Genomic DNA, 14,615 nt, shown 5'->3' on the forward strand with positions numbered 1-14,615 from the left:
CGCTCCGCTTGGCCAGCACGTCCATCGATGTCACGAAAACATGTGCTCCAGGGCCGCACATTTATGCGGGACGCCGATCGTCAAGCCGCCGTCGAGGACTATCTCAGCACCAGTCATGTAACTGGACTCGTCGCTAAGCAGGAATGCGACCGCCTGAGACACTTCGAGCGGCTGGGCCGCCCGTCCCAATGGAATTGGAAAAAGGGCCGGATCCAAGCCCTCACTCATCGCCGTGGTGACGAGGCCAGGATGAACTGAGTTGACACGCACACCGAAGGCCGCCCCCTCTAGCGCGGCAGACTTGGTGACACCCCGCACGCCGAACTTGGAGGCGACATAAGCATGAAGGCCAGGGCTGCCTCGCAGTCCCTCGACCGATGAGACGTTGACGATCGAACCTCCGCCGGCGCGCCGAATTGCTGGTAGGGCAGCCTGGATGCCGAGGAATACGCCCGTTAAATTGACTGCTAGGGTTCTGTTCCATTGATCGAGTGGGAACTGTTCGATCGGAGCCATGCTGGCGACACCCGCATTGTTGACGAGCCCATGTAAGGCGCCAAAGGTGCTCTCTGCGGCCGCGACCGCCGTTGCCCACGATTTCGGCTCGCTAACATCCTGGTGCACGTAAAGGGCGGCATTTCCCAGTTCGGCAGCGAGAGCCCCTCCATCTGCATCAAGGATATCAGTGACTACGACTCGAGCGCCCTCCGCAATCAGCAAACGGGCATGTGCCGCTCCCATCCCCCGCGCCGCGCCAGTCACCAGAATGACTTTTTCACTCACACGTGCCATGACGTAGTCCTCGCCGTATGTGATGCAAATGTAGCCTCGGAAGAGGCGCGCATCGTGCTGCTCTGATAACTGCCAAACTCGGCGCTTTGTACCGAAGGACAATCGCGTAAATTCGCGAAACAGGCGGATGAATGCGATCGCCCACCGTCGCCAAGCCCGCCCATGCCGAGAGATAACCATTGCAAAGAAGCAATTGGCTCTGATCGACGCTAAGTACATGACGCTCTCCGGCGGTTATCGGTGAAAGATGGGGCTCCGCTTCGACCACGTAGGCGCGGCGGTTCGAACTGCCGTGCGACAAACCAATACCAGCAATGCGCATGCCAGGAGCGCGCATGTTTGCCTGAACGAATCTGGCCATTACTTCTGCCGAATCACAGCGACAAAGTCGGCTGTCGTGTCAGACTTCCATCATTATGCGGGTCAACCGGCATCGGTTGAAGACGGGACGCAAAAAGGAATACGCAGTTCATGGCTGTACTCACTTCGTGCGGATTATGAGCTTCGTTCTGAACGCCCAAGGGATAATTCCGAAACCATCCTCTCAAGCTAGTGCCGTCAATCGCTGGCCCAAAGAGCCGCTGCAGCACCGACGGTTTACGCGTCTGAAAGGAGATCGATTGCCTGGAGGCTAGAATCGTACTCCTCGTACGTACCAAGCATGATCTCGCCAACCTTCAAATTGTGCACGGGATCGATGACCGACGGCGAGTCGTAAGTTAGTGAAACGGGGCCCGTGAATAGTACTTCTTCGCCCCCCGCGTCTCGTCGGAACGTTCGGTTTGTGCACCATTTCACCAGCTGTGTGGCGGCGCCTTTCCCAAATTGATTTGCTGGGGGCAAATGCCTGACCGAATAGAAGTTGGTGTGTGTGGAAAACATCTGCCGTGCCGCTGCTCTCAAGCGCGAGTCTGGTTGAGCAGTGATAGTCAGCAGACGCTTACCTGTCGGTCGCTCGAGCGTTCCCTGAATCAGGCTGCCTTCGCGGGTCAACGCGATGTGAGCGAGCTTTTTCGGCGCGCCGAGAATCTCGCGTCCCGACGCGAGGGCTGCATCATTTGTCGTCACATAGATATAGGGTATATAGAAACCGGTCTCCCCACCCGGATCACGAACTTCGATTCCAGAGTACTGCTCGAGATATGGTCCGACGATGCTCGAGCCGTAATTCGCTATACCTACAACACCGACCGCAGGATCTGCGGCAGGTGTTAACTGCTTTGGCAACAGGCGCTCCACATCGCTCGCAATTGTAAAGACCGCTTGTACGGCTTGGCAGTTAAGAAACGCGCTGCCGTGCTCTCTATCTCCGTGATAAAGGGGTGCATCGAATGGAATGCCTCTGACTTCCGGCATTGTTTATCCTCCGGTTGCTCGTCCGGCAGACGCTTAGTGAAATTCGCGGACAGGTCGGCTCCTAGACTCAACATTCAACATCAATGTTGCTCCCGCTTTTGCGGGGATTTGGCTAGAACGTTCGCCGCAGCGTCCCCAGTTCGTTCCGACTCATTTTCGTCGCTTCCTTGTTCGACGTTCTAGGGCGGGCGTCCAGCACACCCTTGAAATGGACGAAAACACGCAGAGCTAAGAATGGCCACTTACGTGCGGCGTCAGTGTCGACGTTGCGCTACCATTTCCACGTATCGGGGCTCGTGTCGGTAGCAAGCACCCGGATTCCGTAGTCGCTGATGGTTACAATGGCATGGGCGTAGCCATGCCAACAATTCAGCTCGGATTCCCTGTCTCGCTCCGACGATCGCCAATAGACCCGATTGCCACTGGACGGGTACGACCGCTTTCGCAGCGAGCCCTTTCCAGACTCAAGACCATTGACATCGATCTTGATCTCGTCGCCGCTGCTTTCCCACAAAACATGCCCCTTGAGCTTTTCTTTGGTCAGATTCAGCACGATAAATTCGTGCTTGCCTCCGCCCTTCGTTGCTCCTTTCTTCGCCTTCTCTTTCGTTCTCATCACCGCCCCTCATGGCCTGTCCTCCGCGTGAAATACAGACTCCGCGGAGTTTGCTAAGATAACGCTGTCGTTCAACTACCTGATTTGGCGGGCTCGCATTCATATACACTCCGCACCTCGCCGACAGCTTTCGGGCATCTCGCAGTGGCTATTTTAATTCGCCTCGATGTGAGTCGCGTTCGTGATGGGGACTTTGTGATGGGGGTAATGCGTATGGCTGTGCGCGCAGGCACAATGCGAAACGCGAAAGAGTTTCGGCGGCTACAGTTGATTTACCCGCTACAGGCTGAGCACTCGATGGAAGATCTTGAGCGAGACAGCCTGCTCATATCGCTCGACGTTTCGGATATGCGGCTGAGAAACTCGAAAGACGTACAGTGATCAACAAGTCAGTGGTGATCTTCGTTCTTGCCGCGATCGCACTATTGGCCTTCTTGTACATTCCTTAGTGTGCGTCCGGCCTAACCGGGCCGGGAGATGGCCCCTGTTCCGATTCGGAGTTGAGGTTACAGCTCCGTTTAACAACGTGTGGTTCGATCCGGATCAGGCCATTCACAGCGGCTAGAACCTCGACACAAAGGAATTGACTTATTCATTTGGGATTTCCCAGACGGTAGCTACGCAGGAGGGACCAGCACTTCGTTGCTGTGCAGCTCGATGCTGCGCGGCGAGCCGAGCTGGCGTTTGATGATGCCCGCGCGTTGCGCGGTCAAAACCATCTCTGGTGGCCAGTGGGCGGGGATCCCAAGTGTCCTTGGATATCTCATTCGGCAGGCGGCGGGCCGCTGCGCGTGTAGGCGTTGATGAAGGGTAGATACTGGCCCTGCTTGGCGAGCATCCCCTCGACGCCGAGGCGCCTGAAGGCCTAGAGTTTGGCGAGAGGCTCGAACGGCGACCTCCCGCCGACGTTGTGCTGGCCGATGTGAGCCCAGTGCCGACAGGGAGGCGCCGATTAGGATGAACACTGCTTGGTTGCTGGGAACGGCCCGGTCCTTGCTACAGACTTGTACTTTTTGGACGCATGCTCCCAGATTAAAAACCTTGCCTCATAGCCTGGCGTGGCCCCTGTACCGGTCAGGTAGGAGTCCCCGTTGACCGCCCATTGCCAATTGTTTCGTCCGATGTAGTTGCTATCTGGCTGCGAGGGGTCCGAATAAAGACCGATCCAATCATACGAATTTGTTCCTTTCGCAGACCACTTGAGCCGGAACCAACCGTTTGGAGCGAGCTCCAAGCAAACGCGCTGCGCCGAACTCTTTGTTTCAGTCCGAACCCTCCCAGCGGCCAATGCTTCCGCGGCGTGTTCGGGGGTCGCAAACTCCTGAGTCGCAAGAGAAGTATCTGACATGACTTTCCTCTTCCTAAGGCACGGGAGGTCTCTTGGGGATCTCTCAAGACCTTGCAGCACCGGTTAATGCCAAGGTGCTGAACGCCACTTGGCAGCGCTGGCGGGAACTTGAGCCACTTCTAACCCTGCCCAAGCAGCTGGGCCGGCTTTTGACCGGCGCGTATATACGAACACATGGCTTAAGCACCGGGAACTACCACAACTGACGGGTGCCCGACGAAGAAGGTAGCGAGCGCAAATGACAAATCTTAGACTTGTGATAGGAGCCGCGCAGTAATGGTCGTGCTACTGATCCTCGGTGTTTTGATCCTGGCGAGCTTACTGTCGAAAATTATCGCGGGCCATTGGCGAGGGACTGCGACCCGGATCCCGCTCTGAGGACCACTGGACGTGCCTATTCGCTAAAACCAAGTAACGAGCATTTCTGACGTACTGGCGCTGAAGGTTTGGTCGACAAGAAGAGGTTGGAAAGTGGATAGAAGCACTTGCGCTAAAGCAGGGAATTCACGGCCGTCACGAGGGTGATGGTGTGTCCCAGCGGGCTGGTCGGCGCCGCGTGCGATGGCCCCACGGCAATCGTCGATTTACGGGAGCTTCAACTTTCCAGGCGGACGGAATTACTTTCGTCGTTGAGGTAATTCAGCATGGTGTTGCTGGCGTCCTCAGCCTCAGCGAAGGTTTGGAAGGGTGAGCCGAGAATCTTGATCGCGCCACGGCTCTGGTCAAGCGGACGCCACGACGCGACGTAGCCTAGCCTGCCGCGAAAGCCGGGACCCGAGGGGCTCTCGAAGCTAATCACGAATGAATAATCGTCGCTGTTTGCACTCCATATTTCCATGTTTACGACGGCACGATGGAATTGCAGGCGCATCGGGGTCTGTTCGCCGGGCCAGGTTCGATCATTGAGGTCGCCACATCGTTCTAGCTGGCGGCGCTTGACGACGCCTTGCGCGACACAGCCGACCCGAGATATTCCTTCAGCACGTGACGCTTAATTGCTGCAGGGGTCCCTGTGAGGTAAGCCACAAAGTGGACGCCGCAATCTCCGCCGCAGAGCTATGCTTCTCTTCGCGGGACGGACGGCTAGCAAGTATGACATGAACAACTTGGCCAAGCGGCTGCGCCGTAGCCTCGTCGCGGGCCATGTCCTCGATACCCAACTTACTTATTCCCGCTCAGCCATTGCCAGCATCGCCCATTTGTGAGGTGACCCATTTCCTGAGAGCGTCGGGTGTTAGGCTTCCATCGGCTAGTTCTCTCCAAGACTGCCTGCCTTCGATCCACCTGCTTCTTCGGGCGGGCATCTCGTCAAGGAGCCTTTGTGCAGTTGGAGCAAAACGCGCAGCATCAGAATGAGGGTTACCTTTAGTCTCTTCGAGAGCTTCACGAAAGAGTTCTTCGGATTGCCTCCACGAAGCCTCGGTAAACCTGCTCTCCGCAAAATATTCAAAACAAGCTCGGAACGTCAAAGCACGGCCAACGACCGCATAGGCTGGCAATCCCACCTCGCTCAGCCACTGCCGGAAAAACTCGCTTTTCTCTTCGCTGTCGAGTGGAAGAAAGTCAGCATCGTCGAAGTCTAAAAGCAACGCCATGCCAGCAGTGATTTCGCCTTGTACTTGCGCGTGCTGTTTTTCGAACCAATCGCTGATTGTCTGCAACGGCGTCATCGGCTAATTCACACTCGATCTCTGCAATACGGCTCAGCTAGGAGGGAAAAGAGTGCCTGTCATACTCGGTGGATGTGTTTCGCCCAATCTGAAGCAGCGCGGACGTGACGCGCTCCCCGCCGTCAAGTGAATCGGAAGCTGTCTCTACCACGCGCCCCTAACTTCAACAGCCAGCCTCAGCCAGTAAAGCTAATCAGCGCGCCCTGGTGATGGCCCAAAGGTGCCGTCAAGGTGTACCCTTGGAAACTCCCGCGGGCCACCTACCAGGATTGGTCGGTCACGAGACGTGGGTACACGTAGCGTCGACCCTCTTTAGAGTTGGTCAATCGCTTCTGCAAAACCTTCTCAAACGGCATACGTCAATGTTCTTCGCTGGGTCCGCGCCCCTGTTAGATAGCCAATCAACTCGGCGCTAAGGTTTCCGAATAGCCCAAGACAAAACGACAACAATCGCGACGAATATGACCGCGGCAATCCCCAGCGCGACATATTCCATGGTTTTGCTCCGCTAATTGGCATCATAACAGGAAATTCAGGAGCGGAGTTGCCCTGTCGCAGCTCCGCTCCCTAAGCATCACCGTCAGTCCCGCGATACGGCGAGGCTGTGAGAATTGAGCAACTTCTGTGCCGACAAAAACATCGCGAAGCTGAGGAATGGCATCGCGATTGGGGAAGCTAGCCGGGAAGGAGAGGTTCGTTTCTTCGGTAAGGCCGATGCGGCGGCGAGCAGCATGCGTCGAATTGTCGAGCGAATAGCCGGTCGTTTTGATCGCGTGCATTTCAGTTACGGACCGGCCCCGAGGGGCTACGGTCTATATCGCCTAATCGGATTGTCCGGCCACGAATGCACCCTGGTTGTGCCGTCGATGATCCCGAGGAAGCCCGACGATCTCGTGAAGACGAACCGCCGGGACGTTGTTTCTCGTACCCGGTGCTGCGCGCCGGCGAGTTAACGGCGGTATAGGTTCCCGATGAAAGCCACGAAGCGGTGCGAGATCTCGTCCGTAGCCGAGCCGCGGTGGTTGAGACAATACGGGTCCACCGGTAGCAGGTGAGCACCTTCATGCTCAAGCACGGACGCACCTATCCGCGCAAGAAGAGCTGGACGAGGCGCTATCTGCGCGGGCTTTCAGAAACAGCAGTTCGATCACCCCGCACATCAGATCGCGCTCCAGAGCCTGGATACAGAAGTTCTATCTCGTACAAAGCCAGCGCAATGGTGTGGGCAGAACCGAAAGGCGGCGGGTCATCTCATTCGTCTCAAACAGCGTGATCACCATTCTGGCTCCGGTGAGATTGGGCGGTCCAGCGGATGCTACTTCGAAAGGTTCGAAAATATCGGTCCGGGCAGTTGCTGTCATTTGGGACCTTCAGATCTGTCCGCCTGACAACACGGATGTCCGAACGTTTACACGACGGCGGATGCATTCCAGTGGCGTGGCGCAAAGCAGATAATTTGCTCTTCAGAAAGGGCTCGCACAACCTCGTTACTGGCACGGCGATTGCTGGGACAGATTGGAGCACCGTGATAGCGACGACGCGCTCATGCAGTCTCCGGCCCGGGTTCAGATGAGGCCTGCTCGATTGATCAATCAAGACCAAACTGGTGCTGCCGCCCGTCAAATCCGGAGCGGCCCTTGGGTCAGCGCCGAGCTGAGCAGGGCTGCAGGGTCGACTCCTTGCGTCATGTTGCTGCGCAAGGATCTTGAAAGCGCGCCGCGTGACGAATTGCTCATGTGTTTCGACGAGGTGCTTCCCATTGGTGTCGTTCTCACACTGGACGTTCCAGTGCACCAGTGCTGGCGCGAGCAATCATAACAATGACAAGGAGATGGTGATGAACAAGGAAGCCAGACTCAACGATGACATTGGCATTGCAACAGGTGCATTTTGGGACTTTACCAAGCGAGCCATCGGAACTCAGACAGAATTCTCGAAAAGGTTTTTCGACATCTATTCGCATTGGCAGGAGCGAATTCAAACCGAATCCACGCAGGCGATGGAGCTCTTCGGGAAAGTCAATTCCACGCGCTCCGCAACCGATCAGATCGGCTTTCTTCAGGTCTGGATGAAAGGCGCTACGCAGCGGGCCGCGCAGGATGTGGTCTATTCGATTGAAACCGCAAAAGTGCTCGCGAATGTCGAACTTCCACTCTTCGCCAACCCGGAGCTATTCAAGCCTACAGGCCTCTTCCCCACCTTGGGGTCGCTGAACTTGCCAGCCGGGGCCGGCATTAACTTCCATTATGGTTCTTGGCAACTGCCGACCCTCCGGATTGAAGGATATCGACCAGAGCGATGAAAGTTGGGCTTCCCTACAGTAGCCCACGGAATGACAGTTTTCGTCTTACAAAAGAGCGTACCGCTGGCACATGACACTGGCGAACGCTGACCGCGCCGATCCTCACTTCCCCCGATGCAAGCGATGCCACCAGCGTTCGGCTCGGCTACAACCGTCCGACAAACTGTGCCCAGCACGCATTACATTGGGGAAGCCACACTCCCCGTGGTGTCCTTATGGCCCACGTCCTGCGCTGATATCCTTCGGACCAACCGAATGCCGGCAAAGACCGGTATCGGAACGTTGGCCGGTCCTGCCGCTTGCGGCAAATCCAACCAGGAGCAAGCAAATGGCCGAGAAAGCCAGGAAACCTACCCCATGAGACCTTCGCCGTCGCCGGCGAAGGAGAGAACGCGTTCTGGGCAAAATCGGCGGAGTCTGGCCTCATCACAACTTGAAGGGGTTCCATGTTGAACTTGTCGCCCTTCCCGCCAGCAGAGGGCTCGTCATCCCGAATGCACTGATCAGCAGAACACGGCCGGAAGGCTGTCAAGGAGTCCGGCAGGACGAGGAATGGCGAGGGTGATAACCGGTCTGCAGCGCGAGCAAATCGCTCCGCGACTGCGTCCCCGAGATGGTCCCGCCACTTCTTCACGAACATCATCACGAGGAGGGGACCCCGACCTCGAAGAGAAGCGCGATCGCCGGATAGCTTTGACACCACGGTTGGTTCGGAAGGCACAACCACAATGCGGTAATTGGATCAGATTTGGTACTTGACGTCTCAACCCCGGTTAGAGAAGACCGGTTAACAGCGGCACCCGGGACAGGGGCAGTGGTAGCGGTCGCCGAAGGCGAGCCCCTCCTGCGAGTCCCCCCGGCGAGGAGCTCATGCCTTGCGCGAGAGATCGTTACCCAGAAGGCCGCGCCGAAGGCTCGGTGAGAGCAGCTCATAGAGCCCGATCCGCACCGCGAACGCGCCCTCCCCTTGCAAAAGCAATGTCATGAAATCGGGCTGTGCGCCAGCAGCTCTCATCTGCCGTCTTCATATGACCGCGCATTAGATGGCGGCGGCGAGCTTCATCCACGCCGAGGATCTCCACCAAATTCCGCATTCGCTTCAATGTACCGGCCGAGCCAGCCGTAGGCGTTCACGATCTTTGTCGAAATGCGTCTATATTCCCTGATCTATGGAAGACCATTGCTCGATCGCGTGACATCGCGGAAGCGCTGTTTCTTCATTGTCCTGAACTTGTAGGATCTACTCGCCGCCGTCTCCCGATGTACTTGCGTTGCATCCGTTGTCGGGTTTGTCGCGTCCGCGACACGGTGATGTTGTCCGGCCCGCGTACCGCCGTACTCTCGATTAAGCCTTTGGATAAGATGCAGAACGGTTCGTCCGGGCCTCTTGTTGCGCATTTGGCACGCCCCTTGAGTGTAACCGGCGTGAGGCCCCCACCTAGGTATCCCTTGGCTAACGCGCGATACAGCCTGGCATGAGCGGATCGGTGGAGATGGAACGATGGCAAATGCCATGCTTGATGCCAGGCAGGAAGGTGATTCCTATCGTCGTGTCGAGGTGATCACTGGGGAACGTCGCCGGCGACGATGGACGGGCGAGGAGAAGGCCCGGATCGTGGCGGAGAGCTTTGAGGAAGGTGTGAACATCTCCGAGGTAGCGCGGCGCAATGGCGTTGCCCGCGGGCTGCTCACGGTGTGGCGACGCCAGGTTGCGGCGGTGGCTGGTCCGGCGAGCTTTGTGCCAATCCAAATTGGGGCCGAGAACAGCGGCACAGCCGACGAGCCTATTTCGTCGGCACAGGAGATCAGCGCGTTGTCGACCAAGGCCTGCGGGGTGATCGAGATCGAGCTGAACGGGGCGCGCATCCGGATCGCGCCGGGTGTGGAACTAGCGACGTTGTCGACGGTGCTGTCGGCGCTTCGGGGCATCCGGTGATTGCGCTACGGTCAGACCTCAAGGTGGTGCTGGCGGCCCAGCCGGTCGACTTTCGCAAGTCGGTGCACACGCTGTCGGCGCTGGTGAGCGAAGCACTGCGCGCGAACCCGTATTGCGGCGACGTCTTCGTGTTCCGCAGCAAGCGCATGGACAGAGTGAAGCTTCTGGCGTGGGACGGCAGCGGCATGGTGCTGGTAACGAAGTGGCTGCACCAAGGGCGTTTCACCTGGCCGCCGATCCGCAACGGTGTGGTGCACCTGAGTGCGACGCAGCTTGCGATGCTGCTCGATGGGCTTGAGTGGACGCGTGTCTCACCCAAGCCTGTGAAGCAGCCGGCCATTGCCGGCTGAGGAGTGAGGATTTTGCTGGAGCAAGCGGCGCGCGCCTGTATCGTCTGATCATGGCGATTCGCCCCGACGCTCTCCCGACCGATCCGGCGGTTCTGACCGAGATGGTACTCGCGCTTGACGCCGAGAACGAGAAGCTGCGCGTGGCGATGCAGACACTCAGGGAGATGATTTTCGGGAAGCGTTCGGAGAAGCTTGCGGTGCTCGTGGACGAGCAACTGGCGCTCGAGCTGGATGATCTTCAAACCGACGCCACACGGCCTGCGCCGGCCAACGACGATGCGCCTGCGGCGAAGTCGCCGGACAGGCCACGCAAGAGAGCGCGCCGCAACATCGGTGCGCTGCCCAAGCACCTGCCGCGTTGTGAGCAGGTGCTGGAGCCGGAGGCGACCGCTTGCCCGTGCTGCCAGGGCCAGCTTCACAAGATTGGCGAGGACGTCAGCGAGGTGCTGGACGTGATCCCGGCGATGCTGCAGGTGCTGCGGACGGTCCGTCCCAAGTACGCCTGCCGCAGCTGTACCGATGGCGTAGTCCAGGCGAAGGTACTGCCGCGCCTGATTGAGAGCGGCATGGCCTCGACGGCACTGGTGAGCCATGTGGTGGTCTCGAAGTTCGCCTGGTATCTGCCGCTGTACCGGCAGGTGCAGATCCTGGCCGGCCAAGGCATCCAGCTTGACCGTGCGACACTCGCCGGCTGGATCAAGCGTGCCGCCTGGTGGCTCAAGAGCCTCTATGAGCTGCAGCTGCAGATGATCCAGGCTGCACCGCGCGTGTTCTGCGACGAGACGCCGATGCCGGTGCTCGATCCCGGGCGACATCGCACCCGCATCTGCCAGTTCTGGGCGCATGCCATGGATGACCGGCCATGGGGCGGGCCCTCGCCGCCGGCGGTTGCCTACGTGTTCGCCAACGGCCGCGGCACGGAAGAGATCGCCAGACAATTGATGGGCTTTTCCGGCATTCTGCAGGTCGACGGTTATGCCGCCTACAAAGCGCTCGCCCGCGATCATGGCGGCGCAATCCAGCTCGCCTTTTGTCTCGCCCACGCCCGACGCAAATTCGTGGAGGTCTATAAGACGACGCAGTCGCCGTTCGCGCGCGAGGTGATCGAACGCTTGCAGGCGGTCTATGCCATCGAAGCGGAGATCCGCGGCAGCAGCGCCGAGCAGCGGCTGGCCGCCCGCCGCACCAGGTCCGCTCCGTTGATGGAGGCGCTCAGGGCGCGGCTGACCGCCATGGCCAGCCAGCTCTTCTCCCAGTCGAAGCTGACGGAGGCCATCAACTACGCGCTCAATCACTGGGACGGGTTGACGCTGTTTCTCCGCGACGGCCGTGTCGAGGTGGGTAGAGTCGACGACTGGCGCGGTGACCGTAGGTAGCGAGGCTTTACTGTTTCCGGCTGCTTTCGCCAGTTGCCGGTGTCGCAGTTCGCACCATAGTTCCGTTTCCAGTCGCCGCTCGTCAAACCGGGCATGCGGATTTGCCGCACCCGGCTTTCACTTGTCTCATCAGGCCTTCGCGCTCGATCGGTCGTTACGACGAGTCGGGATGCGGAAGAGTTTGAGGGTATCGTGCAGGTAATCCTGCGGATACTCTTTGAAGCCCCTGCCACGTTTTCCTGTTCGTTGTATCAACCAGTGCCGCAGACGCCGATCGACGTATTGCCTGATGAAGTCATAGGTCTTCATGACAGGGCCTTGGTCGAAGTAACCGCACCAGCCACGAAGAAGGCGACTGATGACGGCGACGGTGTTCTCCGGTGTGTCCGGGTACCACTGTGGCGTCGTGCGTTCGTGGATTCGTCGGAGCAATCTCATGACCGCTTTCTTGGACGGACGCGTGCCGATGAAGGCTTGTCCATCCTTTCCGTAGAACCGCCCGATCGTGTAGCCTAGGAACGTAAATCGTTCCGACGGCAATAGAGCGATGCGGGTCTTGGTCTCGTTCACCTCCAGCCCGAGCCTGCTCATCAGTACCGTCATTCGCTTCATCGCCGCCTCGGCTTGGCCGGGGCGGCAGCAGATCACGAGATCGTCGGCATAGTTGACGACGTAGGCGTCGAGTTGTTCTTGGTGTCCGTGGTCGCGCCAGGCCAGCAGAAAGCGTCGGAAGTAAATGTTCGCCAGCAATGGACTCAGAGGAGAGCCTTGCGGGGTCCCTTTCTTAAACTTTCGCGCATCTGCCGTCTGTATCGTCCGTCTTCCGCTCCGTTCAACTACCGGGACTGTCAACCAGCCTTTGATGGTCGAGAGGAGTCGTCCATCGGCGATCCGTCGTGTCAGGCATCGCATCAGCGGACTGTGTGGAATCGACGTGAAATAGTCGCGTAAATCTGCATCGACTACCTCGCGGCGTCCCCGGTCCTTGATATGCCAAAACACGCGGCGCACGGCCATCTTGGCGTCAAGCTTCGGGCGAAATCCGTACTGGTTGTCCAGCAGGTCCGCGTCGAAGATGGGACCGATCACTAAGACCGTGGCCATCATGACGATTCTGTCACGAATACACGGGATTCCGAGTGGTCGGCGTCCGCCATTGCTCTTTGGTATCCATACTCTCAGAAGGGGCTTGGGACGGTAAGTGCCCTCCTTCAGCTCCTGTCTGACACTTTCCAACCACTGCTGCTGTCCCTCGGTTTCGATCTGTTCGAATGTTATGCCGTCCACCCCGGGGGCACCGTCGTTTTCACGGCACCTTTGGTAAGCTTCTTCCATGACATCCGGTCGGCAGATTTTGTCCCACAGAGAGTAAAAGCGGTATGTCGGTTCGGTCTTAGCTTTCGTCTGTAGCGAGCTCTGCAGCTTCTGAACGCGCATATCCGGTGTTGTTAGACTCATCGTCAATCGCCGTGCTCTTTGCTTCGTTCTCTCGCTTGAGGCAAGTCAGGGTCCCTTCCCTCTTCCGGCGTTACCCGGTGTCATAGGTAGTACGGACCCATCCGCCATCTGCCGCTGCCGACGCTGGCCCTCACGGGTTCGTCGTTGTCCGGATTCGTCATCCTTCCTCGGCGACAGACTTCCCTTGTTGCCCACTGTCCATGTCCCGCGCGTGCTGCCACCACTACCCCGGTGGGATCCTGGGGTGCTTTTCTCGCTCGCTTCCCCCCGGACGTCGGCCTTCCCCGTTGCTATGGCGGGTCGGCTCCCACGATGACGCTTTCGGAGCCTGCTCGGTGTTCACTCGCAAGTTGCGGCCCGCGCGGACCGATGACCCCCAGAAGGGGCCTTTTCTCAGAGTGCTTCAGGTCATTCGTCGCCTCCTGACCCGCTCCGAGTACTTCCGGCTGGAGCGAGAGTTTGCCGGCCTGGACTTCCACCAGGGAGAACAGTGCGCCTTGGCAAGGCACACACAGCAACACAGTCGAGCGTTCCATGCGCCCGATTGCGATGGGAAGACGCAACTCATTGTTCAGCGGCAGCGAGGGCGGCGCCGAGAGCTGGGCGATCCTGGCTTCGCTCGTGAACACGGCAAAACTCCATGAACTCGACCCGCAGGCCTACCTGACCGATGTGCTGGAGCGCATCGTGTCCGGGCGAACCAGAAGCCATCAGCTGCGCGAGCTGCTCGCCTGGAACTGGAAGGCGGCGCGCCATCGCACCGCACAGGCTGCTGCATGAACGCGCGTCGCCATAAAGCAGCATCGTCGATGGCGTCAGCCGCGATGCCGCTTGCGGAGCTCGAGCGATGGCTCCAGGCTCGCGTCGATCGGCATCCTGCCGCCACCAGCATTCCCATGCTCGACGGCTATGCCGCCGCGATCGTAGCCGGACCGGTGTCGATGAGCCCGCTCGGCTGGATCTGCCCGCTGCTCGCCATCGACGCCGATGCTTTCAACCACGGCGGCACCCCGGAGTTCGCTGCGATCTCCGCTGTCGCGCTGCGCCATAACGAGATCAGCAACACCCTCTCGACCGCGCCCGATCGGTTCGAGCCGATGCACCGGCGCGAAGTCAATGGCGATATCGATCCGCGTCCGTGGTGTCAGGGCTTCTATGCCGCGATGCAGCTCAGACCGTCGGCGTGGGCGCCGTTGCTGGACGCCGGCAACGTCAATCACGGCCTGCTGCTGCCCATCCTGCTGCATGGTCGCGATGATCAGAGCCGTCCGCCGCTCGGATCACCGCAAGGCGGCCGTAACGCCTACGCCGAGATCCCGGCGGCCGTCGAGGCCTTGCGCCAGTATTGGATGCCTATCCGCTACCCACGCACACGCTGATCACCGCGGACGTGGGAGCTCATACCGGTTAC

13 protein-coding genes and 2 pseudogenes are annotated in these 14,615 nt (G+C 58.9%); 7 read left to right on the forward strand and 8 right to left on the reverse strand.

All coding sequences use genetic code 11. The annotated features are described in order from the left end of the window. Positions 1-30: 30 nt before the first annotated feature. From AYJ54_RS34255 to AYJ54_RS50025, 6 genes are all read right to left on the reverse strand, one after another. Positions 31-1,011 carry a glucose 1-dehydrogenase gene (locus tag AYJ54_RS34255; protein ID WP_245329200.1) on the reverse strand — a complete coding sequence of 327 codons (981 nt, stop codon included), beginning with the start codon at positions 1,009-1,011 and terminating at the stop codon, positions 31-33. A gap of 378 nt (positions 1,012-1,389) precedes the next feature. Then, positions 1,390-2,148 (reverse strand): acetoacetate decarboxylase family protein, encoded by a 759-nt coding sequence (locus AYJ54_RS34260; RefSeq protein WP_063706135.1) that lies wholly within the window; start codon positions 2,146-2,148, stop codon positions 1,390-1,392. A gap of 271 nt (positions 2,149-2,419) precedes the next feature. Then, positions 2,420-2,764: a hypothetical protein gene (locus AYJ54_RS34265; RefSeq protein WP_063681180.1), complete on the reverse strand. Its 345-nt coding sequence runs from the start codon at positions 2,762-2,764 to the stop codon at positions 2,420-2,422. 1,943 nt (positions 2,765-4,707) lie between these two features. Continuing rightward, positions 4,708-4,983, reverse strand: coding sequence for a hypothetical protein (locus AYJ54_RS34270; RefSeq protein ID WP_063681175.1), 276 nt, complete (start codon positions 4,981-4,983; stop codon positions 4,708-4,710). 304 nt (positions 4,984-5,287) lie between these two features. Beyond that, the gene (locus tag AYJ54_RS34275; RefSeq protein ID WP_063681174.1) at positions 5,288-5,782 is read right to left on the reverse strand and encodes a hypothetical protein; all 495 of its coding nucleotides are present in this window, start codon (positions 5,780-5,782) and stop codon (positions 5,288-5,290) included. Positions 5,783-6,300: 518 nt separating this feature from the next. Continuing rightward, a complete protein-coding gene (locus AYJ54_RS50025; RefSeq protein ID WP_136624116.1) occupies positions 6,301-6,561 on the reverse strand; it encodes a hypothetical protein in 261 nt (86 codons plus the stop codon). Here AYJ54_RS50025 and AYJ54_RS53015 point away from each other — a divergent pair. Together AYJ54_RS53015 and AYJ54_RS34285 are read left to right on the forward strand one after the other, a co-directional pair. Beyond that, a pseudogene (locus AYJ54_RS53015) lies at positions 6,442-6,963 on the forward strand (transposase); the annotation flags it as partial. The gene AYJ54_RS50025 and the pseudogene AYJ54_RS53015 sit on opposite strands and share 120 nt — an antisense overlap. A gap of 656 nt (positions 6,964-7,619) precedes the next feature. After that, the gene (locus AYJ54_RS34285; protein ID WP_136624117.1) at positions 7,620-8,084 is read left to right on the forward strand and encodes a hypothetical protein; all 465 of its coding nucleotides are present in this window, start codon (positions 7,620-7,622) and stop codon (positions 8,082-8,084) included. An 868-nt stretch (positions 8,085-8,952) separates the two neighbouring features. Here the strand turns inward: AYJ54_RS34285 and AYJ54_RS50910 are convergent. Next, positions 8,953-9,099: a hypothetical protein gene (locus AYJ54_RS50910; RefSeq protein ID WP_161491314.1), complete on the reverse strand. Its 147-nt coding sequence runs from the start codon at positions 9,097-9,099 to the stop codon at positions 8,953-8,955. Between the two features lie 486 nt (positions 9,100-9,585). On the opposite strand from AYJ54_RS50910, the gene tnpA reads away from it, so the two are divergent. From tnpA to tnpC, 3 genes are all read left to right on the forward strand, one after another. Next, positions 9,586-10,020, forward strand: a complete 435-nt coding sequence (tnpA, locus tag AYJ54_RS34290; RefSeq protein ID WP_063676401.1) for an IS66-like element accessory protein TnpA — start codon at positions 9,586-9,588, stop codon at positions 10,018-10,020. Next, positions 10,017-10,370, forward strand: a complete 354-nt coding sequence (tnpB, locus tag AYJ54_RS34295) for an IS66 family insertion sequence element accessory protein TnpB (RefSeq protein WP_063676402.1) — start codon at positions 10,017-10,019, stop codon at positions 10,368-10,370. The genes tnpA and tnpB overlap by 4 nt, the downstream gene beginning before the upstream one ends. A gap of 146 nt (positions 10,371-10,516) precedes the next feature. Beyond that, positions 10,517-11,746 (forward strand): IS66 family transposase, encoded by a 1,230-nt coding sequence (gene tnpC / locus AYJ54_RS34300; protein WP_283808742.1) that lies wholly within the window; start codon positions 10,517-10,519, stop codon positions 11,744-11,746. A gap of 129 nt (positions 11,747-11,875) precedes the next feature. Here the strand turns inward: tnpC and ltrA are convergent, their stop codons facing one another. Further along, the gene (gene ltrA, locus AYJ54_RS34305) at positions 11,876-13,204 is read right to left on the reverse strand and encodes a group II intron reverse transcriptase/maturase (RefSeq protein ID WP_082905706.1); all 1,329 of its coding nucleotides are present in this window, start codon (positions 13,202-13,204) and stop codon (positions 11,876-11,878) included. Positions 13,205-13,717: 513 nt separating this feature from the next. Here ltrA and AYJ54_RS34315 point away from each other — a divergent pair. Next, a pseudogene (locus tag AYJ54_RS34315) lies at positions 13,718-13,984 on the forward strand (transposase domain-containing protein); the annotation flags it as partial. Between the two features lie 44 nt (positions 13,985-14,028). Next, positions 14,029-14,583 (forward strand): YecA/YgfB family protein, encoded by a 555-nt coding sequence (locus AYJ54_RS48170; protein WP_245329062.1) that lies wholly within the window; start codon positions 14,029-14,031, stop codon positions 14,581-14,583. Positions 14,584-14,615 lie beyond the last annotated feature (32 nt).

The sequence above is a fragment of the Bradyrhizobium centrolobii genome (assembly GCF_001641635.1).
GTDB classification, from domain to species: domain Bacteria; phylum Pseudomonadota; class Alphaproteobacteria; order Rhizobiales; family Xanthobacteraceae; genus Bradyrhizobium; species Bradyrhizobium centrolobii.

Excerpts from the sequence above, each read along its gene's own strand:
- AYJ54_RS34255 (WP_245329200.1), bottom strand. The coding sequence starts at position 1,011 with ATGTACTTAGCGTCGATCAGAGCCAATTGCTTCTTTGCAATGGTTATC.
- AYJ54_RS34260 (WP_063706135.1), bottom strand. The coding sequence starts at position 2,148 with ATGCCGGAAGTCAGAGGCATTCCATTCGATGCACCCCTTTATCACGGA.
- AYJ54_RS34265 (WP_063681180.1), bottom strand. The coding sequence starts at position 2,764 with ATGAGAACGAAAGAGAAGGCGAAGAAAGGAGCAACGAAGGGCGGAGGC.
- AYJ54_RS34270 (WP_063681175.1), bottom strand. The coding sequence starts at position 4,983 with ATGCGCCTGCAATTCCATCGTGCCGTCGTAAACATGGAAATATGGAGT.
- AYJ54_RS34275 (WP_063681174.1), bottom strand. The coding sequence starts at position 5,782 with ATGACGCCGTTGCAGACAATCAGCGATTGGTTCGAAAAACAGCACGCG.
- AYJ54_RS50025 (WP_136624116.1), bottom strand. The coding sequence starts at position 6,561 with ATGCACGCGATCAAAACGACCGGCTATTCGCTCGACAATTCGACGCAT.
- AYJ54_RS34285 (WP_136624117.1), top strand. The coding sequence starts at position 7,620 with ATGAACAAGGAAGCCAGACTCAACGATGACATTGGCATTGCAACAGGT.
- AYJ54_RS50910 (WP_161491314.1), bottom strand. The coding sequence starts at position 9,099 with ATGAGAGCTGCTGGCGCACAGCCCGATTTCATGACATTGCTTTTGCAA.
- tnpA (WP_063676401.1), top strand. The coding sequence starts at position 9,586 with ATGGCAAATGCCATGCTTGATGCCAGGCAGGAAGGTGATTCCTATCGT.
- tnpC (WP_283808742.1), top strand. The coding sequence starts at position 10,517 with ATGCAGACACTCAGGGAGATGATTTTCGGGAAGCGTTCGGAGAAGCTT.
- ltrA (WP_082905706.1), bottom strand. The coding sequence starts at position 13,204 with ATGAGTCTAACAACACCGGATATGCGCGTTCAGAAGCTGCAGAGCTCG.
- AYJ54_RS48170 (WP_245329062.1), top strand. The coding sequence starts at position 14,029 with ATGCCGCTTGCGGAGCTCGAGCGATGGCTCCAGGCTCGCGTCGATCGG.